We start from the raw sequence: 21,455 nt of genomic DNA, 5'->3' as shown, positions 1-21,455 counted from the left end.
CAAGTGACCACCACCGCCAAGACGCCTGCAGCAGTCGCCTTCGTGGGCTCCGGCCCCGGCGACCCGGGTCTGCTGACCGTGCGAGCCGCCAGCCTGCTGCGCCGCGCCGACGTCGTCGTCCTAGACCGGGTGGCTCGCGAGGACTTCGTCGCGAAGTTCGTCCGCGAGGACACCGAGATCGTCGACGCCGGCCACGGTGAGGCCGGCCAGGCTCTCACCACCGCCTCGCGGGCCAAGCTCGTCGTGAAGACGGCCAAGGCCGCGGCCAAGCTGGGCAAGGACGCTCTCGTCGTCCGCCTCATGGACGGCGACCCCGCCACCTTCAACGGTCTCGCCGAGGAGGCGACCGCGCTGCACAAGGCTGCGGTGCCGTTCGAGATCGTCCCCGGTGTCAGCGCTGCGTCCGCAGTGCCGACATACGCCGGTATTCCGCTGACACACAACGGTTCTCGCGCGGTGCACCTGCTCTCACCGGGCGACTCCAAGGTCGACTACGCCAAGTCGGTCGCAGCTGACACGACCGTCGTGCTGTTCGGCACCGTGGACACCCTGCGCACCAGCTTCGCCCGACTCCTCGAAGCCGGACGGGACGCCGAGACCGCGGTCGCGGTGACCGTCGACGGCACGACCATCCACCAGAAGACGCACACCTTCACCCTCGACACCGTCGACGCCGGCCTGAAGTTGCTCGCCGACGATGCCCAACTGGTCGCCGTCGTCGGTTCACCGGTCGACTACCGCGAGACGTTGTCGTGGTGGGAGAACAAGCCGCTGTTCGGATGGAACGTCCTGGTGCCGCGCACCAAGGACCAGGCCGGTTCGATGACCGAGCGCCTCGGCGACTTCGGGGCGTCCAGTGACGTCGTTCCGACGATCAGCGTCGAGCCGCCGCGCACCCCGCAGCAGATGGAGCGCGCGATCAAGGGTTTGGTGACCGGTCGCTACGAGTGGATCGGCTTCACCTCCCAGAACGCGGTTCGGGCTGTGCGCGAGAAGTTCGATGAGTTCGGTCTCGACGCCCGGGCGTTCGCCGGTCTGAAGATCGCCGCTGTCGGTGGCGTGACCGCAGAAGCGTTGCGCGAGTGGGGCCTTCAGCCCGACCTGGTCCCGTCCGGTGAGCAGTCGGCCAAGGGCCTGCTGGAGGAATGGCCGGAGTTCGACGAGTTGCTCGACCCGATCAACCGGGTCTTCCTGCCGCGCGCCGACATCGCGACCGACACCCTTGTGGCCGGTCTGCAGGAGATCGGCTGGGAGGTCGACGACGTGACCGCGTACCGCACCGTGCGCGCCGCGCCGCCGGCCCCCGAGGTGCGTGAGGCGATCAAGACCGGCAAGTTCGATGCGGTCTGCTTCACCTCGTCCTCGACCGTGCGCAACCTGGTCGGCATCGCGGGCAAGCCGCACGCCACGACCATCGTCGCGTGCATCGGTCCGGCCACCGCCAAGACCGCCGAGGAGCACGGCCTGCGCGTCGACGTCATGTCGCCGGAGCCGTCCGCCGAAGCACTGGTGGACGCGCTGGCCGACTTCGGTCGAAGCCTCGCCCTGTCGGCCGCCGAGGCCGGTGAGGCGGTCCGTCGCCCGAGCGAGCGGCGCACCACCTCGCGCCGCAAGGCCAAGGCCTGATCCGAAACCTTCACCGAGTGGCCGGGCTATGAACCAGTGGCCGAGCTATGGCCCGGCCACCCGTTCATAGCCCGGCCACTCGGCGTTTGTCCGACAGAGCAAGGAGAAGCCGTGAACCCGATCGTCCGTCCGCGCCGTCTGCGGCAGAGTCCGGCTGTGCGCCGGTGGGTGTCGCAGACGCGTCTGCACCCGGCTGACCTGGTGCTCCCGCTCTTCGTGAAGGAGGGCATCAGCGAGCCGGCGCCGATCTCGTCGATGCCGGGAGTCGTGCAGCACACGCTCGACTCGCTGGTGGAGGCCGCACGCGAGGCGATCGACGCCGGCGTCGGTGGCCTGATGGTGTTCGGCGTTCCGGCCGAGCGTGACGAGATCGGTTCGGGCGCAACGGATCCGGACGGCATTCTCAATGTCGCGCTGCGTCGCTTGCGGGACGAATTCGGTGCGTCGACGGTGCTCATGGCCGACCTGTGCCTGGACGAGTTCACCTCGCACGGACACTGCGGTGTGCTCACCGAGACCGGTGCCGTCGACAACGACGCGACGCTGGAGATCTACGGACGGATGGCGGTGGCGCAGGCACGAGCCGGCGCTCACGTCGTCGGCCCGAGCGGCATGATGGACGGCCAGGTCGAGGTCGTGCGGGCCGCACTCGACGACGCGGGCTTCACCGACGTGATTGTGCTGGCGTACGCCGCCAAGTACGCGTCCGCCGCCTACGGACCCTTCCGCGAGGCCGTCGACTCCGCGCTGCAGGGTGACCGTGCGACCTACCAGCAGGACCCGGGCAATCTCACCGAGTCGTTGCGCGAAGTGCGCCTCGACATCGAACAGGGCGCCGATATCGTGATGGTGAAGCCGGCGACTCTCTACCTCGACGTCATCGCCGCGGTGAAGCAGACGTCCGACGTGCCGGTCGCCGCGTACCACGTCAGTGGCGAGATGGCGATGATCGAGGCCGCTGCCGCGAACGGGTGGATCGACCGCGACCGGATGGTGACCGAGCAGTTGACCGCGATCAAGCGTGCGGGTGCGCAGATCATCCTGACCTACTACGCCGCCGAGGTCGCGCGCCGTCTGGGCTGACCCGCGTACCCTCGACCTGGAAGAGTCCGCTCGAACCTTCGATTGGGAGGCCACCCGATGAGACTGCTCTCCATCGCCGCCGGTGCCACCGCGGCAGCAAGCATGCTCACAGTTGCCGGCTCCGCCGTGGCTGCTCCTGAGGCGGCGCCGAAGCTGACCCGCGTCGTCCCTGTGCCCGTCACCGCTGATCGCGTCGCGCTCGGTGTGGAGGTGAAGCACGCCGCCGATGACACGGCGGTGAAGGCGTACGACCGCGGACGGTTGGTCGGCACCGGCGAAGTCGCGAAGGGGAAGGCCGTTGTGCCGATCCAGCACACGCTTCGAGCAGAATCCGCGCCCCGCTCGATCGCCGTCGTGGTCGGCGACCACCGCAGGACCGTCACGATCGACCTCGACACCGACGACCTGAAGCGCAGCCCGTGGTTCGTGGTCAACAAGCGACACGGCGCCGCCAGGTACGTGCCCAAGAAGCTGAAGGAGTTCGAGGGTGGGCGTCTCGAGGTTCGTGCTCTCGATGCCTATCGGCCGATGGCGAAGGCCGCCGACAAGGACGGATCCGGTTTCTGGGTGGCGAGCAGCTACCGCTCCGCGGAGCGACAGAAGCAGCTGTACGAGGGTTACGTCCGGCGCGACGGCGCCGAGAAGGCGGATACCTACTCGGCCCGTCCTGGCCACAGCGAGCACCAGACCGGCCTGGTGATCGATATCGCGAACGGCGTCTGCAATCTCGAACGCTGTTTCGCCGAGACCGCGGCCGGACGCTGGGCCTCCAAGTACGCGGCCGAGCACGGTTTCATCGTCCGGTACACCCGTGGCAGCGACGAGGTCACCGGCTACCGGTACGAACCGTGGCACCTGCGCTACGTCGGACGCTGGTTGGCGACCTACCTGCAGGACTCCGACACCGCCACCCTCGAGGAAGCGTTCGACCTCGACGATGCAGCCGACTACCCCCGACCCGTGGCCTGACCTGCACCGATGGCCAGTTGATCGTTGTACGACCGAGACCGTTGAGGGCCGGCCTGCGCGTAAGTTATCTGCATGAGTGGCTCTGGGGTCGAGTGGCTTGATGACGAACAACAGCTCGCGTGGCGGCACTACATCCGCGGTTCACGCGCGCTGGAGACTGTGCTCGACAACGAGGTACAGACCGAGGCAGGCATGTCGCTGTCGGAGTTCGAATTGCTTTCGATGCTGTCGGAGGCACCTGACCGGGTGCTGCGGATGAGCACCCTCGCCGAACTCATCGTCCAATCACGCAGCCGGGTCACGCACACCGCCAACCGTCTGGCACGCCGGGGCTGGGTCGAACGGCGTGCTGCCGCCGACGACGGCCGCGGCGTCGAGCTGGTCCTCACCGAAGCCGGGATGGAGGCCGTCGTGGTCGCCGCCCAGGTGCACGTGATGAGTGTTCGCCGGCATCTGGTCGACGTGCTGGAGCGCCTGGAGTTGGTGGAGCTCGGTGCCGCGATGATGAAGGTTCGCGCGTCACTGTGAATCGACTGTGAACCCGGGCTGACGTCGTGGGCGCGGATTTCGGTTGACCGCTCCCACGTGGGACACTGGCCTCATGTCCACCGCTTCGACGTCGGCTTCCGCTGCCCTGCTCGACCGAGCCCGCCGGGTCACGCCCGGTGGTGTGAACTCCCCGGTCCGCGCGTTCCGCGGCGTCGGTGGCACGCCCCGCTTCATCGCCTCGGCGAAGGGTCCGTGGCTGACCGATGTCGACGGCAACGAATACGTCGATCTCATCTGCTCCTGGGGCCCGATGATCCTCGGCCACGCCCACCCCGACGTAGAGCGTGCGGTGAGCGAGGCTGCGGCGAAGGGCTTCTCCTTCGGCACGCCGAGCGAGAACGAGGTCGCGCTCGCCGAGGAGATCGTCCGCCGGGTCGAGCCCGTCGAGCAGGTGCGCCTGGTCAGCAGCGGCACCGAGGCGACGATGAGCGCACTGCGGCTGGCGCGCGGATTCACCGGCCGGACGAAGGTCGTGAAGTTCGCCGGTTGCTACCACGGACACGTCGACGCTCTGCTCGCCCAGGCCGGTTCCGGTGTCGCGACGTTCGCGCTGCCCGACTCCGCGGGTGTCCCCGAATCGAATGCGCACGACACGATCGTGTTGCCCTACAACGACATTCCTGCGCTCCAGGCTGCGTTCGTCGAGCACGGTGACGAGATCGCCTGCGTCATCACCGAGGCGAGCCCGGGAAACATGGGCCTCGTCCCGCCGGCCGAGGGCTTCACCGCCGCGCTGCGTCGCGTCACCCGCGACCACGGGGCGCTGCTGATCAGCGACGAGGTCATGACCGGTTTCCGTTGTTCGCAGGCGGGCTGGTTCGGCCTGGAAGGTCCGCAGGGCGACGGCGTGCCCGACCTGTTCACGTTCGGCAAGGTGATGGGCGGTGGCTTCCCGGCCGCCGCGTTCGGTGGTCGCGCCGACATCATGAGCCGCCTGGCTCCCGACGGCCCCGTCTACCAGGCCGGCACCTTGTCGGGTAACCCTGTTGCCACGGCGGCCGGACTGGCTACTTTGCAGGGCTGCACCCCCGACGTCTACGGACGTCTGGAGGTGGCCGCCCGCGCGATCGCCGCAGCCGCGAGCGAGGAACTCGACAAGGCCGGAGTGCCGCACGTCGTGCAGTGGGCCGGGTCGATGTTCAGCGTCTTCTTCCGCGACCGCCCGGTGCGCAACTATGACGACGCCAAGGCCCAGGACACCGAGGCGTTCGGACGGTTCTTCCACGGGATGCTCGACCAGGGCGTCCACCTGCCGCCGAGCGCGTACGAGGCCTGGTTCGTCAGCGCGTCCCACGACGACGCCGCAGTGTCCAAGGTGATCGAGGCGTTGCCGGGCGCGGTCCGCGCCGTCACGGAAGGAAGCCGCTGATGGCTGCTCGTACCGTCGTTCACCTGGTCCGTCACGGCGAGGTCGAGAACCCCGAGGCGCTGCTGTACGGACGGATGCCCGACTTCCATCTCTCGCAGCTCGGTCGCGAGATGGCCGTACGGGTGGGGGAGTACCTCCAGTCGCACGACGTGACCCACCTGGTGAGCTCTCCACTGGAGCGCGCCCAGGAGACGATGGAGCCGCTGGCCGAGACGCTGCGCCAGGAGGTCACCCTCGACGATCGCGTCGTCGAGGCGGCCAACGACTTCGAGGGCATGACCGTCGGTTCGAACCCCAAACAGCTGCTCAACCCGCGCCTGTGGCCCAAACTGGTCAACCCCATCCAGCCGTCCTGGGGCGAGCCCTACGAGCAGATCGCGACCCGGATGCGCGCTGCGATCCATGACGCCCGGGTGGCCGCCTCCGGTCACGAAGCCGTGATCGTCAGTCACCAGTTGCCGGTCTGGACGGCGCGGTTGTCCTTCGAGGGACGCCGCCTGTGGCACGACCCGCGTCAGCGCGAGTGTGCGCTCGCGTCCGTCACCAGCCTCACGTTCGCCGGTGACGAACTGTTGAGCATCCAGTACTCCGAGCCGGCCGGTGAGTTGCTGGCGCGCGCGTCCAAGGTGCCCGGAGCATGACCCGAGTGTTTCGTCGTCTGACCGCAGGTGCTGTTGCCGTTCTGTTGGCCGGGTCGTTGGCTGCCTGTTCGGACGACCCCAATTCGATCGGCGCGCAGGCGAACAAGGGCGATTCCAAGGGGTACGTCGCCGGTGACGGCACCATCGAACAGATCGGTTCGGGTGAGCGGGGCAAGCCGGTGAGCCTGTCCGGCAAGCTGCTCGACGGCACGCAGTGGAGCAGTGACCAGGCGACCGGCAAGGTCGTCGTCCTCAACGTGTGGGGAGCCTGGTGCCCGCCGTGCCAGGAGGAACTTCCGCACCTGCAGAAGGCGTGGACCGGTTGGCAGGACTCCGGCAAGCCGGTGGTGATGCTCGGTATCAACCAGCGTGACTCCGTGCAGCGGGCGCAGGCCACCCTCGACAAGTTCGCGATCAGCTACCCCTCGCTCGCCGAGGACGGCGGCCGGGCGCTGTTGTCGCTGCAGGGCATGGTGCGCGCCTACCCGACCACGCTCGTCCTGGACAAGCAGCACCGCATCGCCGCGCGGGTCTCCGGCCAGGTCACCGAGAGCACGCTCAACGGTCTGGTCGACGACGTCCTGAAGTCGTCCTAGTGCTCGCAGACGTCGGCTCGATGGTCGTCTCCGGCAGTCTGCCGGCGGCGATCGCGTTGGCCCTGCTCGCCGGCGTCGTCTCATTCGCCTCGCCGTGCGTGTTACCGCTCGTGCCCGGCTTCCTCGCCTACGTCACCGGCCTCACCGACGAGCAACGAAGGACCCGCCTGGTCACCGGCGCGTTGTTGTTCGTGCTCGGTTTCGGCGCCGTACTCGTGTCGGTTGCGGTGGCGCTCGGATTCGCCCTGGAGGCAACGCAATTGCACCGTGCCGCGATCACCCGGGTCGCCGGCGTCGTGGTCATCCTGCTGGCGCTGGTCTACCTCGGTTTCATCGGGCAACGCGGCTTGCCGGTGCACTGGCGGCCGACCGCGGGGCTGGCCGGAGCACCCCTGCTCGGCGTCGCGTTCGGGCTAGGGATGGTCCCGTGCATCGGCCCGGTCTACGGGGCGATCCTGACCGTCAACGCGCCGCTGGCCGGCGACGGCGGCATCGTCGGACGCGGCGTCGTGCTCGCGATCTGTTACGCGATCGGGCTCGGGATCCCGTTCGTACTCATCGCCGCCGGGTGGGCGCGGGCCGAGCGTGCCTCGCGCTGGTTGCGTGATCACCACCGTCCGATCCAGTGGGTCGGTGGCGGGCTGATGCTGTTGGTCGGAGTCCTGATGGTCCTCGGAGTTTGGGAGCAGTTCATTGTCTGGATGCAGACGAACCTTGTCGGCGTCGACGGATTCCGGACGGTGATCTGATGGGTACGAGCACGCGGACCGCACAACCCAAACTCGGTCTCGTCGGCACCCTGCGCTGGTTGTGGCGCCAGCTGACCTCGATGCGCACGGCGCTGTTCCTGCTGTTGATGCTGTCGGTGGCGGCGGTGCCGGGCTCGATCTTCCCGCAGCGCTCGATCAACGCCCAGCGGGTGACCGAGTACCTCGACCAGCACAAGACCACCGGGCCCTGGCTCGACCGGTTCGGCTTCTTCGACGTCTTCTCCAGCCCCTGGTTCGCGGCCATCTACATCCTGCTGGTGATCTCGCTGCTCGGCTGTGTCATCCCACGGATGCGCATCCACTACAACTCGCTGCGCTCACCCATTCCGCAGGTGCCCGCGCGTCTGGGACGCCTGCAGGCGAGCGCCGACGAAAGGGTTGCGGGTGACCCTGCGAAGATCATCGCCACCGCGCGAGAAGTGTTGGGGCGCAAGCACTATCGCCTGAGGGAAGACTCCGGCGACGACGCCCGCACCCAGGACACCCACGAACTCGCGGCAGAGGGCGGCCGGATGCGCGAGACCGGCAACCTGCTGTTCCACCTGTCGCTGGTGATCGTCATCGTGGCGGTCGCGATGGGTTCGCTGCTCGGTTGGCGCGGCGATATCATCGTGCCGGAGAAGAGCGAGTTCTCCTCGACCATGACCCGTTACGACACGATCGACCCGGGCCCGTGGGTCGACCTGGAGAAGCTGGCCCCGTGGTCGCTGACTATGGACAAACTCGATGTCGCGTTCGAGGAGAACGTGCCGCAGGACTCCCCGCAGTTCGGGCAGCCGCGCAGCTTCACCGCGTCCGTCACCACCCAGGACGGCGAAGGCGGGTCGCCGCAGAAGTCGCAGATCTCGGTCAACCATCCGCTCAGCATCGGCGGTTCGGACGTCTTCCTGCTCGGCAACGGGTACGCACCGAAGGTCGTCGTGCGAGACGCCCGAGGCAACGTCCTGTACGAGGACGCCACGCCGTTCCTGCCGCAGGACAACAACTACCGCTCGGTGGGCGCCATCAAGGTGACCGGTTCCGCGCCCAAGCAGCTGGGTTTCTTCGGGCTCTTCCTCCCGTCGGTCGACTTCGACGACAAGCAGGGCCCGTACTCCACCTTCCCCGACCTGCGAAAGCCCGCGCTCGTCCTTGGTCTCTACGAGGGCAATCTCTTCCCGGGCGGACGCCCGCAGTCGGTCTTCTCGCTCGACACCCGCGAGATGACCCAGGTGAAGGCGCAGAACGGTGAACCGCTGCGGATGATGATCCGCCCCGGTGAGACCATCCAGCTGCCCGGCGGCCGCGGTTCGATCACCCTGGAATCGGTGCCGCGCTGGGCCGGACTGTCGGTGCGCTCCGACCCCGGCAAGCTGCCGGCGCTGATCGGCGCCACCTTGGGTCTCATCGGCCTGGTCATGTCGATGGTGCTTCGCCGCCGCCGCATCTTCGTGCGGGTCACACCGGACGGGGAGGGCACCAACCGCGTCCAGGTCGGTGCCCTGGCCAAGGGTGACGACCCACGCCTGCAGCTCGCGGTCGACGAGCTGATGCAGACGCTTCGAGGTGGCGCCACCGACGCCACGTACCCTGAACAGGTGAAGAAAGCAGGTGCACGATGATCACGTCCTTCGTAGCGAGCGAGGTGAACGAGTCCCTCGCTGAGATCGGCGTCGACCTGCTGTGGTCGTCCGCGCTGGTGCTGACCCTCGCGATGCTCTCTTTCACGCTCGACCTCGCCGGGCACCCCGGACGCGTCGCCCGGGCGCAGGCCCGTCGCACGGCGCGCACCCACGAGCAGATCGAGGAGGCCGGCGACACCGCCGTCCTGACCGAGGTCGACACGCCTGGCGCGCCCGAGAAGCGCCAGTGGGGCGGCATCGGCATCTCGCTGGCCTGGCTCGGCACGTTGCTGCTCGTCGGGTCCGTCGCCGCACGTGCGTTCTCGGTGCACCGTCCGCCGCTGGGCAACATGTACGAGTTCGCGATCGTCGGCTCGGCATTCGTGATGCTCTGCTACCTGCTGTGGGCGCTGCGCCACGACGTCCGTTGGCTCGGTGCATTCGTCACCGGCACGGTCGTGCTGTTCGAGATGCTCGCCGCGATGGTGTTCTTCACCGAGGCCAGCCAGTTGATGCCGTCGCTGCGCAGCTACTGGCTCTCGATCCACGTCTCCGTGGCGACCCTGTCCGTCGCGCTGTTCACCGTCGCGTTCGTGCTGCACGCGCTGTGGTTCATGCAGTCCTGGCGTGAACGTCAGCCGGGCAAACTGGCCTTCATGGACGCCGTCCCCGGCAAGGACACGCTCGACCGCCTGGCGTACGGCGTCCTGATCATCGCCTTCCCGCTGTGGACGTTCACCCTCATCGCCGGTGCGATCTGGGCGCAGGAGGCCTGGGGCCGCTACTGGGCCTGGGACCCCAAGGAGGTCTGGACGCTCATCATCTGGGTGCTCTACGCCGCCTACCTGCACGCCCGCATGACCGCCGGTTGGAGCGGCCGCAAGTCGATCTACGTCGCGCTCGCCGGGTTCGCCTGCGTGCTGATCAACTACGGCATCGTCAACGTGTTCATCGTCGGTCAGCACTCGTACTCGGGTATGTGATGGCGCGCTACACCGTCCTTCGCCTGCTGATCTTCTTCGGCGTCCTCTGCGCGCTCTGGCTCGCCCAGTTGCGCGGCTGGCAGCTGCTTCTGCTGTCGGCGGTGGTCTCCGCGATCATCTCGGTGTTCGTGTTGGCCGGCCCGCGCGAGCAGGTCGCCCAGAAACTCGAGGAGAAGGTCACCGAGCGCCGCGAGCGCACCGACGACCACCGTACGGCCGAGGACGAACAGGACGAGGAATCGCAGGAGTACACCGACCGCTGAGTGTCTCGGGCGCGAATGTGGCGCGAACGTCATGAAGGGTGAGGCGTCAGCGCCTCACCCTTCATGACATTCGCAGTGCGTCAGCCGAGGCGAAATGCGAGGTAGAGACCGAGACCGAGCGCGAGGCCGTAGGTGAGGCTGGTCAGTCCGGCACCGGCGAGCGCGGGGACGAGGTCGCGCCCCTTCTTGCCCGACAGCACCGTGCGAACCGGCAGGATCGCCGGCAGCAGACCCACGAACCCGAGCGCCGCGTACGGGTGGCCGATCGCGATGAGTACCACGACGACGGCGGCGACGGCGTACATCGCCACGAACAGCGTCCGGGTGGCCTTGTCACCGATGCGGACGGCGAGCGTGCGCTTGCCCGAGACGGTGTCGCCGGGGATGTCGCGCAGGTTGTTGACCAGCAGGATCGCGACGGCGAGCGCACCTACTCCGATCGCCCCGGCGATGGAGGCGAGGTTGAGTTCTTTGGCCTGCGTGTAGGTCGTGCCGAGCGTCGCGACGAGCCCGAAGAAGATGAAGACGAACAGTTCGCCCAGACCCATGTAGCCGTAGGGCTTGTCTCCGCCGGTGTACTTCCACGCCGCCCAGATCGACGCGACACCGCCGAGCAACAGCCACCAGGTGCTCGACAGGGTGATCAGCGCGAACCCGCAGAACGCCGCCCAGAAGAAGGCGATGAACGCGGCCAGCTTCACGTTGGACGGGGTGGCGAGCCGTTGCCCGACCAGGCGGACGGGGCCGACGCGGTCCTCATCGGTGCCGCGGATGCCGTCGGAGTAGTCGTTGGCGTAGTTGACCCCGATCTGCAGCAAGGCCGCGACGAGCAGCGCGAGCAGCGCGTACCCGAGGTTCGCGCCGCGTGGCAGCAGGTAGGACGCACCGGTGCCGACGGCGACGGGCGCGACGGCGGCGGGCAGGGTGCGCGGGCGGGCGCCGGCGATCCACTGGTTCAGGGTTGCCATGGGCGGTGCGTGCTCCAGGAGGGCAGGCCGAATCAGGGTTCGGCGACGGCAGGGGTCATCCAATCTTGCCACTGATCGGAGGTCCGCAGCGCCAGGCGGTCGGGCTTGCCGGGGCCGCGCAGGGGGAGTTCGTCGAGCACGAGCAGGCGTCGGGGGAGGGCGTACGGCGGCAGGTCCGCGGCGAGGGTTTCACGGATACCGGCGAGCGTGATCGGCGAACGGGCGACCACGGCCGCGCTGACAACCTGCCCCCATTCGGGGTGGTCGGTGCCGAGCACGACGCTTTCGCGGACCTGTGGAAGGTGGGACAACGCGTCCTCGACGAGGCGCGGTGCGACCTTCATACCGCCGGTGTTGATGAGGTCGTCGGCGCGTCCGAGCACCCGCAGGCGGCCGTCGACGAACCGGCCGAGGTCCCCGGTGCGGAAACCACCCTCGGCGTCGAAGACCTCGGTCGTGAGTTCGGGTTCACCCAAGTAGCCGAGGGCAACGGTGTTGCCGCGCAAGGTGATTCGGTCGTCGTTCAGTTCGACAGTGGTGCCCTCGAGCGGGACTCCGTCGTACACACACCCGCCGGCGGTCTCACTCATCCCGTACGTCGTGTGCACGCGGACGCCGGCATCAGCGGCTCGTTGCAGCAGCGCCGGTGCGCTCGCCGCGCCGCCGAGCAGGATCGCGTCGTAGGAGCGCAGTGCGGTCAGGGCGTCGCTGTCCAGCAGCCGGACCAGTTGGGTCGGCACGAGCGAGGTGTATCGGCGCTCGCCGGTCAGTTCGGCTGTGGCGCGGACGAATTCGTCGTTACCGAACCTTCCGAGACCGACAGGTTCGGTGCCGGCCACGATCGAGCGGATCAGCACCTGGGTACCGGCGATGTGTTGCGGCGGCATCGGCAGCAGCCATTGGCCAGGGCCGCCCAGCCGGTCGTGTGTCGCGGTCGCACTGGCGCGCAGGTTGTCGGCGGTGAGCATCGCTCGCTTGGGTCGTCCGGTGGAGCCGCTGGTCGAGACCACAAGGGCGACCCCGGCCGGTACGTCGGTCTCCTCCGGTGCACCGGCGTCCGTCAGTGGCGCGATCGCGTCCCCGCCGTTCAACGCCTCGTGCAGCGCTCGCCGGTAGTTGCGCAAGTCGCGTGGATCGACGACGAACGGGAGGAGGCGGGTCACGGTCCGACCCTACGACCCGCGTCCCGCCGCTCATCCCTAGCCTGTGCCCATGGTTGACAAGCGAGTGGCAGTGGTGACCGGAGCGAGCAGCGGCATCGGACGGGCGACGGCCCGACGGCTCGCGGCGGACGGGTTCGAGGTGATCTGCGCGGCGCGCCGCACCGAGCGCATCGAGGAACTCGCGGCGCAGATCGGCGGCCGAGCCGTCACCTGTGACGTGACCGAGCCCGAGGACATCGAGCGATTGGTCGACGAGGTCGGCAACCGGCTCGACGTCCTCGTCGCCAACGCCGGCGGAGCGATCGGTACCGAGCATGTCGCCGACGCCAAGCTAGAGGAGTGGCGGGCGATGTACGACACCAACGTGATCGGCGTGGCTGCGTCCATCCAGGCCCTGTTGCCGGCTCTGAAGAGCGCGCACGGCGCGATCATCACCATCGGCTCGGTGGCCGGGCTGGTCGCGTACGAGGGCGGCGCCGGTTACTGCGGTGTGAAGGCCGCCGTCCGCTCGCTGATGATGGCGCTGCGCCTGGAGCTGGTCGACCAGCCGGTGCGGGTCTGCGAGATCGATCCGGGCATGGTCAAGTCGGACGAGTTCTCGCTGGTCCGTTTCCACGGCGACGCGACGAAGGCCGAAGCGGTCTACGACGGGGTCGAGGCACCGCTGTCGCAGGACGACATCGCCGACACCGTCGCATGGGTCGCGTCCCTGCCCGAGCACGTGAACATCGACCAACTCGTCGTCCGCCCGCGGGCGCAGGCGGCTGCGCACAAGGTCCACCGCACCGGCTGATCCTGCCGACCGGCACAATGGCCGCGTGGACAACGACCAGTTGCTGGGCCTGTTGCAGGAAGTCGCCGCCGAGATCGTCACCCCTCGATTCAGATCCCTCGCCGCGCACGAGGTGATGGAGAAGAACCCGGGCGACCTGGTGACCGTCGCCGACCGCGAGTCGGAACTGGCGATCGCCGCCCGCCTCACGGACGCCTACCCGGACGCGTTGATCGTCGGCGAGGAAGCCGTCGCTGCCGACCCGTCGATCCTCAAACGCACCCCGGACGCAGATCACTGGTTCACGGTCGACCCGATCGACGGCACGAAGAACTTCGTCAACGGTTCTCCCGATCACGCGTTGATGGTCGCCGAGATGCGTGGACCCGAAGTGCTGCGCGGGATCATCTGGCAGCCGGAATACCAGACGGCGTACGTCGCCGAGCGCGGGGCGGGAGCCTTCCGCAACGGCACTCGACTGGAATCGGTGGAACGCAACCAGGAGACGCTATCCGGACACACGTCCCGACACTCGCTGCTGAACGAGCAGATCGGTGACCTGCCGCCGCTGAAGCTGTCGTGGGTCTGCTGCGGAGTCGACTACCCGCATCTGGCGGCCGGTGATGCCGACTTCCTGCTGTACGGCGGCTCGATGCCCTGGGACCACGCGCCCGGCTCGCTGCTGCTGGCCGAGACCGGAGGAACCGTCGGTTATGCGGACGGTTCGCCCTACGACCCGACCTCTTTGCAGACCCCGCTCCTCGCGGCCGGCGATCGCACCACCTTCGACCGGGTGCGCTCCGAACTCGCCAGGCACTCGGCCGCGACCGCCTGACCGAAAGTCCGCAGAACGCGCGGGTCAACGCGCCCTTCTTACGGACTTTCGAGTTGCTCGTCGTAGGGTTCGCCGGTCTCGGGGTCGACGGCGTCCGGACGTTCGGTGCGGAAGAAGACGAACGACTTTCCGCCCACCTGGTAGACGCGGGCGTCGGTGCAGGTCGTGTGCGGCATGCCGGCGGCAATCTCGTGGACGTCGGCGACCTTCGCCTTGCGTGAGCGAGCCATCAGCGGGGTAGATGAGCGTAGGCGTCGTGGACGCGTCGCTTCCACCACTGGATGCGGTCGGGAGACGCCGCCCACCGGTCGAGCAGTTCCGGCTCCGGAGTGACTGTTCGGACGGACAGCGAACCATCGTGCGGCACGACGGAATCGGTGACCACGTCTGCGTCGAACAGTTCGATCGTTCCCAGACCGCACGCGAACGGCAGGTCCGGAAGCGCGGCTGCGAATGCGACTCCCGCCGACATGCCGACACTGCTCTCGAGCGCCGACGACACGACGACGGGCAGGTCGATCTGTTCGGCGATCCGGAGGGCGTTCCGGACGCCGCCGAGCGGGGCGACCTTCACGACCGCGACGTCGGCAGCGTCCAGTTCCTTGACCCGGAACGGATCCTCGGCCTTGCGGATCGACTCGTCCGCTGCGACCAGGACGTCGATCCCGTTGCGGGCCAATGCCACTCGCAGAGCGGCGAGGTCCTCGACCCGGGTGCAGGGCTGCTCCACGTACTCCAGGCCGTACGGGGCGAGCTGGGCGATCGCGTCCAGGGCGTCGTCCACCGTCCAGCCGCCGTTGGCATCGACCCGGATGCGGGCGTCCGGACCCATCACCACGCGGGTCGCAGCGACGCGGGCCAGGTCGTCGGTCAGTGACTGACCGCGTTCGGCGACCTTGACCTTCGCGGTGCGGCACCCGTCGTACCGCGCCAGCACGTACTCCACCTCGTGGTCGGCGACGGCGGGAACGGTCGCGTTGACCGGTACCGAATCGCGTACCGCCTCAGGGAATCCGTGCCAGCCCGTCTCGATCGCCGCAGCCAGCCACCTGGATGATTCCTCGGGCGCGTACTCCAAAAACGGACCGAACTCGCCCCACCCGGAAGGTCCGTCGAACAGTGCGACCTCACGGTGGTCGACCCCGCGGAACCGTGTGTTGAGCGGGAGTGACACGACGTGCAGCGCCGCGATGAGGTTGTCCGGGCCCGGAAGGTTCACCTCATCATCATGACAACATCGCGGCATGCGTGAACAGGGGAGGCAGCCGCACAGTCATCGGTACGTCCGCACGGTTCGTGCACTGGCGATCTGCGGGATCGCGATGATGGCTGCCGGTTTCGTGGCGATCACGGGCCTGCCCGATGGTGGTTCGCCCCCGCCGGAACCCCGGCCGGAGTATCGATCCTCTGGCTGGTGATCCTCGCTGGGTGGATCCGCGCGGCGGGAATCACCCCTCTGTCGCTGTCCGCAGTCGTGGCCGGCAACATCCTGTTCGCCGGCGCCGGCCTGTACGTGAGGCACAGCCGCCGTCGGTGACCGGAATGACTAGGGTCGGTCGGGTGAGTGAGCAGACCAGCGCCAACCCCTTCCGTCCCGAACTGTGGGAGCCGGTCGACGGGTTCGACTTCACCGACATCACCTACCACCGCGCGAAGGACCTCGGTTGCGTGCGCATCGCGTTCGACCGTCCGGAGGTGCTGAACGCGTTCCGGCCGCACACCGTCGATGAGCTGTACCGGGCTCTCGACCACGCACGCCGCACCGCGGACGTCGGCGTCGTCCTGCTGACCGGCAACGGGCCCGGCCCGCAGGGATCCGGTGCCGCCGGCAAGTGGTCGTTCTGTTCCGGCGGTGACCAGCGCATCCGCGGTCGTTCGGGCTACCAGTACGCGGACGGCGAGACCGCAGACACCGTCGACGAACGCCGCGTCAAGGCCGAGGGCGGACGTCTGCACATCCTCGAGGTGCAGCGCCTGATCCGCACCATGCCCAAGATCGTCATCGCGGTCGTCGGCGGCTGGGCGGCCGGCGGTGGTCACTCGCTGCACGTCGTCTGCGACCTGACGATCGCCTCCCGCGAGCACGCCCGCTTCAAGCAGACGGACGCCGACGTCGGCTCCTTCGACGCCGGCTACGGCTCGGCGTACCTGGCCAAGATGGTCGGCCAGAAGTTCGCCCGCGAGATCTTCTTCCTCGGCCGGCCCTACAACGCGCAGGACATGCACCGCATGGGCGCGGTCAACATCGTCGCCGACCACGCCGAACTCGAGGACGAAGCACTCCAGGCGGCACGCGAGATCATGGGCAAATCGCCTCAGGCACAACGGATGTTGAAGTTCGCGTTCAACCTCACCGATGACGGTCTGATGGGCCAGCAGGTGTTCGCCGGTGAGGCGACCCGGTTGGCGTACATGACCGACGAAGCGGTCGAGGGGCGCGACCAGTTCCTGGAGAAGCGGGACCCGGACTGGTCACCCTTCCCGTGGTACTTCTGATCAGGCCCGCGCTTCCCGATAGTGCTGCGGGCCTACGCCGTACTGCTTCTTCAATGCGGCGCTGAGGCTGTACGGGCTCGCATGGCCAACTGGCCGCACTTCCCGCCGCCGCCCCACAGACGATCCCGATCTGGCACGCCTACCTCACCCAATGGACCCGGGCGAACCACGTGCGCGCCGGACTGTCCGCCGGAGCGAGCATCATGCTGTTGGCTGCGGATCTGACGCGCCGGTAGCGCCCCCGTCCGACCCTGTGCCGCACAGTTTTCCTAGGGTGTTGACATGGGGGAGATCATCGGGGCCACGGGCCTGTCCAAGAGGTACGGAGATCATCAAGCCGTCGACAACGTCGACCTGACCGTCGAGGAAGGATCCTTCTTCGGCATTCTCGGCCCGAACGGTGCCGGGAAGACCACACTGCTGGAGATCATCGAGGGCATCCGCAAGCCGGACGCCGGGACGGCGCGCATCGCCGGGGTGGAGGTGTGGCCGCGCAACACCGAGATCCTCACCAAGATCGGCGTCCAGTTCCAGTCGGCCGCTTTCTTCCCGAAACTGACTGCAAGAGAACAGATCCGGGCGTTCGCCGATCTGTACGGTGCACCCGAGTCGCGCTGCGACGCTCTGCTCGAGCAGTTCGGTCTGACGCAGAAGGCGGGCACGCTCACCGAGGACCTGTCGGGTGGCCAGTCCCAGCGGCTGTCCATCGCCTGCGCTCTGGTGCACGACCCGCAGGTCGTCTTCCTCGACGAACCGACCGCAGCGCTCGACCCACAAGCACGCCGCAACCTCTGGGACGCCCTGCGCGGCATCAACGCCGAGGGCCGCACCGTCGTCCTCACCACGCACTACATGGACGAGGCGCAGTCGCTGTGCGACCAGGTCGCGATCATGGACCACGGACGCATCCTCACCGTCGACAGCCCACGCGCTCTCATCGCGCACATCAACGCACCGCACAAGATCACCATCGACCGCGACCTCATGTCCGTTCCGGATGCGGCCGCGATCGGTGGTGTCCGCTCGGTCGAAGACACCGGTGAATCCCTCACGATGATCACCGACGATCCGGCGCCCGTGCTCACCGCGCTCGCCGAACGCAAGGCACTCGGCGGCGTCGGGGTCAGCGGAGCCAGCCTCGAGGACGTCTTCCTCGAACTCACCGGACGGGAGTACCGCGCGTGAACTCACCCCACGAAGTTCTCCGCTCGTACCTCGCTCCGATACTTCGCGGGGGCCCCGGCACCGATGGTGGAGTGACCGGAGAAAGGGAGTGCTGCTCATGAGTCACACCACCGAGGAGACTCTGGCTCCCGAACAGACCGGCCGCACCCAGCTGGGCAAGCCCAAGGGTTTCGCCACGCTGGCTCGGGCGCAGTGGAAGGCGTTCATCCGCGACAAGCAGATCCTGTTCTGGATGCTGGCGTTCCCGCTGGCCTTCCTGCTGCTGTTCGGGGTGCTGAACGGTTCGTCCGGTGACGCCCCCAAGACCGAGATGACGCAGGTCGGTTCGGTGCAGTTCGTCGACCGTATGCCGGCCGACGCCAAGAAGCAGTGGGACGAACTGTTCGATGTCACCAAGACTTCCGATCGTGATGCCGCTCTGGCCAAGCTGAAGAAGGGCGACACCGACGCCGTCCTCGAACAGAACGGTGGCGGTCTGGTGCTGCACTACTCCAGCGCCGACCAGGTGCGGGCCGCCACCGTCCAGGGCACGGTGAGTTCGTTCGTCGACCGGTCGAACCTTGCGATCGCCGGCGTGAAACCAGCGGTGTCGCTGCAGGCTCAGCCGGTCGAGGACGCCTCACTCAAACCGATCCAGTACCTCACCCCCGGCCTGCTCGGGTTCGCGCTCGCGATGGGTGGCACGTTCGGCGGCGCCATGACCCTGGTCAACTGGCGCAAGACCAAGCTGCTGCGCCGGATGCGGCTGACCCCGACGAACACCTGGGACCTCGTGGCCTCCCGTGTCGTGGTCTCGATGGTCATCGCGGTGCTGCAGTTCGTGCTCTTCATCGCGGTCGCCATGGCGGTGTTCGGCCTGAAGCTGACCGGTTCCTGGTACATGGCGCTGCCGCTCGCGCTGTGCGGAATGCTTGTGTTCATGGCGATCGGACTGATCGCCGGTTCGGTCTCCAAGAGCGAGGAGGCGGCGTCCGGCCTCGCAAACCTCATCGTCCTGCCGATGTCCTTCCTCGGCGGAGCGTTCATTCCGCTCGACTTCGCGCCGGCATGGCTCAAGACCGTTGCGAACTTCCTGCCGATGGGTCACCTCACCGAAGGAATGTTGGACGTTATGGTGCGTGGCGAGGGACCGACCGCCGCGCTGATGCCGATGGCGATCCTGCTCGCCTTCGCCGCCGCCTTCACGCTCATCGCAGCGAAGATCTTCCGCTGGGAGGACTGAGACATCGGCGTCGAAGCATCCGGTCGGCGTGGCCCGCCCCACACCGGTCGGACGCTTCGTTGTGGACCGTTGTGCACCCGTGCTGCGTAACCTCGAACGCGTGGGAAACACGATCCTCTACGTCATTCTCGCGCTGTGCGTCCTCGGACTCGCAGCGATCGGTGTACGTGCCCTGATGGATCGGCGCGCCGAGCACCGCCAACATGCCTACCGGCCCGAACGCCCGGCGGCCGAACGTCGCAGGCGCCGCACTCCCACCGAGTAGGTCCCGGCGTCGGGGAGCGCGCAGCTTAGGCTGGTTTCGCGGAACGGATTCGCCACTGTCGCGTCCGACCGCAGGGCACAGAGTTGCCCCGATGCGACCAGGGAGGAAGTCATGTCTAACTACGCCGGAGAACCCAAGCGCCGAGGTCTTGCCCTCACCATCGTGGGCGCCGTGATGATGCTGGTGCTCGCTCCGGCGGCGTTCGTCGTCGGCACTGTGTTCGGGGTGAAGGGTGCCGTCGACCTGGTGCAGTCGGCCCCGATGGTCACCAGCGGTGGGAGCGTCGCCATGTCGGTCGGACAGACCCGCGACATCTACGCCTACGTCGGTGCGTCGTCGTCCGACTCCGGCATCGAGACCGACTCCACCCTCGGCGACTCCGTGCCCGCGTGCAAGGTCACCTCGCCGTCCGGTGCCGACGTGCCGGTGTCGAGCGCGACCGGCAACACCAGCTGGACGCGCGACGGCGGCCGCTACGGCTCGGCCGGTAGCTTCACCGCCCAGGAGGCGGGCGATCACGCCGTCGACTGCGGCAGCGCCTCGGCCATCGTGCCGGACGGCGACCAGGCCAGTGAAGCCGCCACGAAGGCTGCCTGGGGGATCGGCGGCGGCCTCATCGGCGCCACCATCATCGGGATCCTCGGCCTCATCATGCTGATCATCGGCATCGTCAAGCTGGTCAACTCCGGCAAGGAGCGCTCGCAGTTCCGCATGCAGCAGCAGATGGGCCAGTGGAACAACCAGCCGCGCTGGTGACCCGCCGTTCGTCCGTCCGGCGACGGTGAATCGGGTTCGGAGGAAAGGCGCCGGACGCGTTAACCTTTGGCCGTCGGCCCTGCGCGCCCGCAGGCGACGCATTTTCCAAGACTGATCAGCAAGCAGGTGTGACGTGCCCAGCGGCAAAGTGAAGTTCTTCGACGCGGACAAGGGGTTCGGATTCGTCTCCGGCGACGACGGCAAGGATGTATTCCTGCCCTCCAGTGCCCTGCCCGCCGGCACGACCACCCTGAAGAGCGGCACCCGCCTGGAGTACTCCATCGTCGAAGGGCGACGTGGTGCGCAGGCGATGACTGTCACCCTGCTCGACCCGGCGCCGTCGCTGGCCGCCCGTCACCGCAAGCCGGCCGACGACATGGCGATCATCGTCGAGGACCTCATCAAGCTGCTGGACGGTGTCGGCAACGGTCTGCGCAAGGGCCGCTACCCCGACAGCTCCCACTCGGCGAAGGTCGCCTCGGTGCTGCGCGCCGTCGCGGACAACCTGGACGTCTGATGCCGGCCGACACCACGACCAGGACAGCGGCCCCGCGCCGCACGGCGCGCAAGAGCGCCGCGCCGAAGCCGGACAAGGTGCTGTTCGACGCCGTCGACCTCGCCCGTGAAGCAGCCGTCTCGATCGCGACCCCGAACACCGTCGGCGATCACGAGGGCCCGGTCATGCTCGGCGAGCGTCTGGCGATGCATTACTTCACCTGCACCAACAAGGGCTACCGCGGGTGGCGCTGGGCGATCGCGGTCGCTCGTGCGCCGCGGGCGAAGGTCGCGACCGTCTGCGAGACCAACCTGCTGCCCGGCGACGACGCGGTGCTGGCGCCCGAGTGGCTGCCCTACGCCGAACGCCTGGCCCCCGGTGATGTCGGCCCGGGTGATGTCATGCCCTACATCGCCGACGACCCCAACCTTGAGCCCGGCTTCGAGGCGACGGGCGACGAGGACGTCGACCACATGGCGTTCTTCGAACTCGGCCTCGGACGTCCGCGCGTGCTGTCGCGTGAAGGACGCGAGGCTGCTGCCACCCGCTGGTACGACGGCGAGCACGGCCCGCGCGCCGCGGTCGCGGCACAGGCCAAGGGCAACTGCAGCGGATGCGGTTACTTCCTGCCGATGGCCGGCGCGCTGCGTCGCTCCTTCGGTGTCTGCACCAACGAATGGTCGCCGAGCGACGGCACCGTCGTCTCCCTCGACCACGGGTGCGGTGCCCACAGCGAGATCCACGAAGAGGCCCCGACACCGGAGAAGATCGAGCCGCCCGTGCTCGACGACTTCGCCGTCGATGTCGAACACGGCTGAGCAGCAAGCAGATTCACCTGAGAAGGGCG

Annotated in this window: 25 protein-coding genes; 21 read left to right on the top strand and 4 right to left on the bottom strand. The window is 68.1% G+C overall.

The genetic code is table 11. The annotated features are described in order from the left end of the window. Nucleotides 1–3 precede the first annotated feature (3 nt). From ACYU8W_RS14120 to ACYU8W_RS14070, 11 genes are all read left to right on the top strand, one after another. A complete protein-coding gene (locus ACYU8W_RS14120; RefSeq protein ID WP_499470040.1) occupies nucleotides 4–1,626 on the top strand; it encodes a bifunctional uroporphyrinogen-III C-methyltransferase/uroporphyrinogen-III synthase in 1,623 nt (540 codons plus the stop codon). A gap of 111 nt (nucleotides 1,627–1,737) precedes the next feature. Beyond that, entirely contained in the window at nucleotides 1,738–2,709 is a 972-nt protein-coding gene (gene hemB, locus ACYU8W_RS14115) for a porphobilinogen synthase (RefSeq protein WP_141927550.1), read from the top strand. Between the two features lie 57 nt (nucleotides 2,710–2,766). Then, nucleotides 2,767–3,678 (top strand): M15 family metallopeptidase, encoded by a 912-nt coding sequence (locus tag ACYU8W_RS14110; protein ID WP_499470037.1) that lies wholly within the window; start codon nucleotides 2,767–2,769, stop codon nucleotides 3,676–3,678. 72 nt (nucleotides 3,679–3,750) lie between these two features. After that, nucleotides 3,751–4,206, top strand: coding sequence for a MarR family winged helix-turn-helix transcriptional regulator (locus ACYU8W_RS14105; protein WP_239702458.1), 456 nt, complete (start codon nucleotides 3,751–3,753; stop codon nucleotides 4,204–4,206). Nucleotides 4,207–4,279: 73 nt separating this feature from the next. Beyond that, complete coding sequence (gene hemL, locus ACYU8W_RS14100; RefSeq protein WP_499470035.1) at nucleotides 4,280–5,596, top strand: glutamate-1-semialdehyde 2,1-aminomutase; 1,317 nt, start codon at nucleotides 4,280–4,282, stop codon at nucleotides 5,594–5,596. Then, the gene (locus tag ACYU8W_RS14095; RefSeq protein WP_499470033.1) at nucleotides 5,596–6,237 is read left to right on the top strand and encodes a histidine phosphatase family protein; all 642 of its coding nucleotides are present in this window, start codon (nucleotides 5,596–5,598) and stop codon (nucleotides 6,235–6,237) included. Before hemL ends, ACYU8W_RS14095 begins: the two co-directional genes overlap by 1 nt. Next, nucleotides 6,234–6,833 carry a TlpA family protein disulfide reductase gene (locus ACYU8W_RS14090; protein WP_499470031.1) on the top strand — a complete coding sequence of 200 codons (600 nt, stop codon included), beginning with the start codon at nucleotides 6,234–6,236 and terminating at the stop codon, nucleotides 6,831–6,833. The genes ACYU8W_RS14095 and ACYU8W_RS14090 overlap by 4 nt, the downstream gene beginning before the upstream one ends. Beyond that, complete coding sequence (locus tag ACYU8W_RS14085) at nucleotides 6,833–7,582, top strand: cytochrome c biogenesis CcdA family protein (protein WP_499470029.1); 750 nt, start codon at nucleotides 6,833–6,835, stop codon at nucleotides 7,580–7,582. The genes ACYU8W_RS14090 and ACYU8W_RS14085 overlap by 1 nt, the downstream gene beginning before the upstream one ends. Beyond that, nucleotides 7,582–9,204, top strand: a complete 1,623-nt coding sequence (resB, locus tag ACYU8W_RS14080; protein WP_499470027.1) for a cytochrome c biogenesis protein ResB — start codon at nucleotides 7,582–7,584, stop codon at nucleotides 9,202–9,204. The genes ACYU8W_RS14085 and resB overlap by 1 nt, the downstream gene beginning before the upstream one ends. Beyond that, nucleotides 9,201–10,187, top strand: coding sequence for a c-type cytochrome biogenesis protein CcsB (ccsB, locus tag ACYU8W_RS14075; RefSeq protein WP_499470025.1), 987 nt, complete (start codon nucleotides 9,201–9,203; stop codon nucleotides 10,185–10,187). Before resB ends, ccsB begins: the two co-directional genes overlap by 4 nt. Next, nucleotides 10,187–10,450: a DUF4229 domain-containing protein gene (locus tag ACYU8W_RS14070; protein ID WP_499470023.1), complete on the top strand. Its 264-nt coding sequence runs from the start codon at nucleotides 10,187–10,189 to the stop codon at nucleotides 10,448–10,450. The genes ccsB and ACYU8W_RS14070 overlap by 1 nt, the downstream gene beginning before the upstream one ends. 80 nt (nucleotides 10,451–10,530) lie before the next feature. Here the strand turns inward: ACYU8W_RS14070 and ACYU8W_RS14065 are convergent, their stop codons facing one another. Further along, nucleotides 10,531–11,418 carry a 1,4-dihydroxy-2-naphthoate polyprenyltransferase gene (locus ACYU8W_RS14065; RefSeq protein WP_129625218.1) on the bottom strand — a complete coding sequence of 296 codons (888 nt, stop codon included), beginning with the start codon at nucleotides 11,416–11,418 and terminating at the stop codon, nucleotides 10,531–10,533. A gap of 32 nt (nucleotides 11,419–11,450) precedes the next feature. Continuing rightward, complete coding sequence (gene menE / locus ACYU8W_RS14060; protein ID WP_499470021.1) at nucleotides 11,451–12,581, bottom strand: o-succinylbenzoate--CoA ligase; 1,131 nt, start codon at nucleotides 12,579–12,581, stop codon at nucleotides 11,451–11,453. 49 nt (nucleotides 12,582–12,630) lie between these two features. On the opposite strand from menE, the gene ACYU8W_RS14055 reads away from it, so the two are divergent. Beyond that, nucleotides 12,631–13,374 carry an SDR family NAD(P)-dependent oxidoreductase gene (locus tag ACYU8W_RS14055; RefSeq protein WP_499470020.1) on the top strand — a complete coding sequence of 248 codons (744 nt, stop codon included), beginning with the start codon at nucleotides 12,631–12,633 and terminating at the stop codon, nucleotides 13,372–13,374. Between the two features lie 25 nt (nucleotides 13,375–13,399). Beyond that, on the top strand, nucleotides 13,400–14,188 hold the full coding sequence (locus tag ACYU8W_RS14050) for an inositol monophosphatase family protein (RefSeq protein ID WP_499470018.1): 789 nt from the start codon (nucleotides 13,400–13,402) through the stop codon (nucleotides 14,186–14,188). A gap of 38 nt (nucleotides 14,189–14,226) precedes the next feature. Here ACYU8W_RS14050 and ACYU8W_RS14045 read toward each other — a convergent pair whose 3' ends face one another. Next, nucleotides 14,227–14,418 carry a hypothetical protein gene (locus tag ACYU8W_RS14045; RefSeq protein ID WP_499470016.1) on the bottom strand — a complete coding sequence of 64 codons (192 nt, stop codon included), beginning with the start codon at nucleotides 14,416–14,418 and terminating at the stop codon, nucleotides 14,227–14,229. Continuing rightward, nucleotides 14,418–15,407 (bottom strand): o-succinylbenzoate synthase, encoded by a 990-nt coding sequence (locus ACYU8W_RS14040; protein WP_499470014.1) that lies wholly within the window; start codon nucleotides 15,405–15,407, stop codon nucleotides 14,418–14,420. The genes ACYU8W_RS14045 and ACYU8W_RS14040 overlap by 1 nt, the downstream gene beginning before the upstream one ends. A 195-nt stretch (nucleotides 15,408–15,602) precedes the next feature. Here ACYU8W_RS14040 and ACYU8W_RS14035 point away from each other — a divergent pair, with 195 nt between their 5' ends. The 8 genes from ACYU8W_RS14035 (at nucleotide 15,603) to ACYU8W_RS14000 (ending at nucleotide 21,426) form a co-directional block, all read left to right on the top strand. Then, nucleotides 15,603–15,725 (top strand): hypothetical protein, encoded by a 123-nt coding sequence (locus tag ACYU8W_RS14035; RefSeq protein WP_499470012.1) that lies wholly within the window; start codon nucleotides 15,603–15,605, stop codon nucleotides 15,723–15,725. A gap of 5 nt (nucleotides 15,726–15,730) precedes the next feature. Then, nucleotides 15,731–16,684: a 1,4-dihydroxy-2-naphthoyl-CoA synthase gene (locus ACYU8W_RS14030; RefSeq protein ID WP_499470010.1), complete on the top strand. Its 954-nt coding sequence runs from the start codon at nucleotides 15,731–15,733 to the stop codon at nucleotides 16,682–16,684. Nucleotides 16,685–16,966: 282 nt separating this feature from the next. Then, nucleotides 16,967–17,869, top strand: a complete 903-nt coding sequence (locus ACYU8W_RS14025; protein WP_499470008.1) for an ABC transporter ATP-binding protein — start codon at nucleotides 16,967–16,969, stop codon at nucleotides 17,867–17,869. Between the two features lie 97 nt (nucleotides 17,870–17,966). Beyond that, on the top strand, nucleotides 17,967–19,091 hold the full coding sequence (locus ACYU8W_RS14020) for an ABC transporter permease (protein ID WP_499470006.1): 1,125 nt from the start codon (nucleotides 17,967–17,969) through the stop codon (nucleotides 19,089–19,091). Between the two features lie 100 nt (nucleotides 19,092–19,191). Beyond that, nucleotides 19,192–19,356, top strand: coding sequence for a hypothetical protein (locus ACYU8W_RS14015; RefSeq protein ID WP_170221677.1), 165 nt, complete (start codon nucleotides 19,192–19,194; stop codon nucleotides 19,354–19,356). A gap of 111 nt (nucleotides 19,357–19,467) precedes the next feature. After that, nucleotides 19,468–20,112, top strand: a complete 645-nt coding sequence (locus ACYU8W_RS14010) for a hypothetical protein (RefSeq protein ID WP_499470004.1) — start codon at nucleotides 19,468–19,470, stop codon at nucleotides 20,110–20,112. 133 nt (nucleotides 20,113–20,245) lie between these two features. Beyond that, nucleotides 20,246–20,629: a cold-shock protein gene (locus ACYU8W_RS14005; protein ID WP_129625228.1), complete on the top strand. Its 384-nt coding sequence runs from the start codon at nucleotides 20,246–20,248 to the stop codon at nucleotides 20,627–20,629. Continuing rightward, nucleotides 20,629–21,426 (top strand): DUF3027 domain-containing protein, encoded by a 798-nt coding sequence (locus ACYU8W_RS14000; protein ID WP_499470002.1) that lies wholly within the window; start codon nucleotides 20,629–20,631, stop codon nucleotides 21,424–21,426. The genes ACYU8W_RS14005 and ACYU8W_RS14000 overlap by 1 nt, the downstream gene beginning before the upstream one ends. Nucleotides 21,427–21,455: the final 29 nt, after the last annotated feature.

Source organism: Yimella radicis, assembly GCF_054778255.1.
The sequence above is the reverse complement of the archived record's forward strand: the minus strand, read 5'-3'. Positions and strand labels throughout refer to the sequence as shown.

What these genes read in the sequence shown, in the direction of transcription:
- ACYU8W_RS14110 (WP_499470037.1), top strand. Translation starts at nt 2,767, where the DNA reads ATGAGACTGCTCTCCATCGCCGCCGGTGCCACCGCGGCAGCAAGCATG.
- ACYU8W_RS14105 (WP_239702458.1), top strand. Translation starts at nt 3,751, where the DNA reads ATGAGTGGCTCTGGGGTCGAGTGGCTTGATGACGAACAACAGCTCGCG.
- hemL (WP_499470035.1), top strand. Translation starts at nt 4,280, where the DNA reads ATGTCCACCGCTTCGACGTCGGCTTCCGCTGCCCTGCTCGACCGAGCC.
- ACYU8W_RS14095 (WP_499470033.1), top strand. Translation starts at nt 5,596, where the DNA reads ATGGCTGCTCGTACCGTCGTTCACCTGGTCCGTCACGGCGAGGTCGAG.
- ACYU8W_RS14090 (WP_499470031.1), top strand. Translation starts at nt 6,234, where the DNA reads ATGACCCGAGTGTTTCGTCGTCTGACCGCAGGTGCTGTTGCCGTTCTG.
- resB (WP_499470027.1), top strand. Translation starts at nt 7,582, where the DNA reads ATGGGTACGAGCACGCGGACCGCACAACCCAAACTCGGTCTCGTCGGC.
- ccsB (WP_499470025.1), top strand. Translation starts at nt 9,201, where the DNA reads ATGATCACGTCCTTCGTAGCGAGCGAGGTGAACGAGTCCCTCGCTGAG.
- ACYU8W_RS14070 (WP_499470023.1), top strand. Translation starts at nt 10,187, where the DNA reads ATGGCGCGCTACACCGTCCTTCGCCTGCTGATCTTCTTCGGCGTCCTC.
- ACYU8W_RS14065 (WP_129625218.1), bottom strand. Translation starts at nt 11,418, where the DNA reads ATGGCAACCCTGAACCAGTGGATCGCCGGCGCCCGCCCGCGCACCCTG.
- ACYU8W_RS14055 (WP_499470020.1), top strand. Translation starts at nt 12,631, where the DNA reads ATGGTTGACAAGCGAGTGGCAGTGGTGACCGGAGCGAGCAGCGGCATC.
- ACYU8W_RS14045 (WP_499470016.1), bottom strand. Translation starts at nt 14,418, where the DNA reads ATGGCTCGCTCACGCAAGGCGAAGGTCGCCGACGTCCACGAGATTGCC.
- ACYU8W_RS14030 (WP_499470010.1), top strand. Translation starts at nt 15,731, where the DNA reads ATGACTAGGGTCGGTCGGGTGAGTGAGCAGACCAGCGCCAACCCCTTC.
- ACYU8W_RS14025 (WP_499470008.1), top strand. Translation starts at nt 16,967, where the DNA reads ATGGGGGAGATCATCGGGGCCACGGGCCTGTCCAAGAGGTACGGAGAT.
- ACYU8W_RS14020 (WP_499470006.1), top strand. Translation starts at nt 17,967, where the DNA reads ATGAGTCACACCACCGAGGAGACTCTGGCTCCCGAACAGACCGGCCGC.
- ACYU8W_RS14010 (WP_499470004.1), top strand. Translation starts at nt 19,468, where the DNA reads ATGTCTAACTACGCCGGAGAACCCAAGCGCCGAGGTCTTGCCCTCACC.
- ACYU8W_RS14000 (WP_499470002.1), top strand. Translation starts at nt 20,629, where the DNA reads ATGCCGGCCGACACCACGACCAGGACAGCGGCCCCGCGCCGCACGGCG.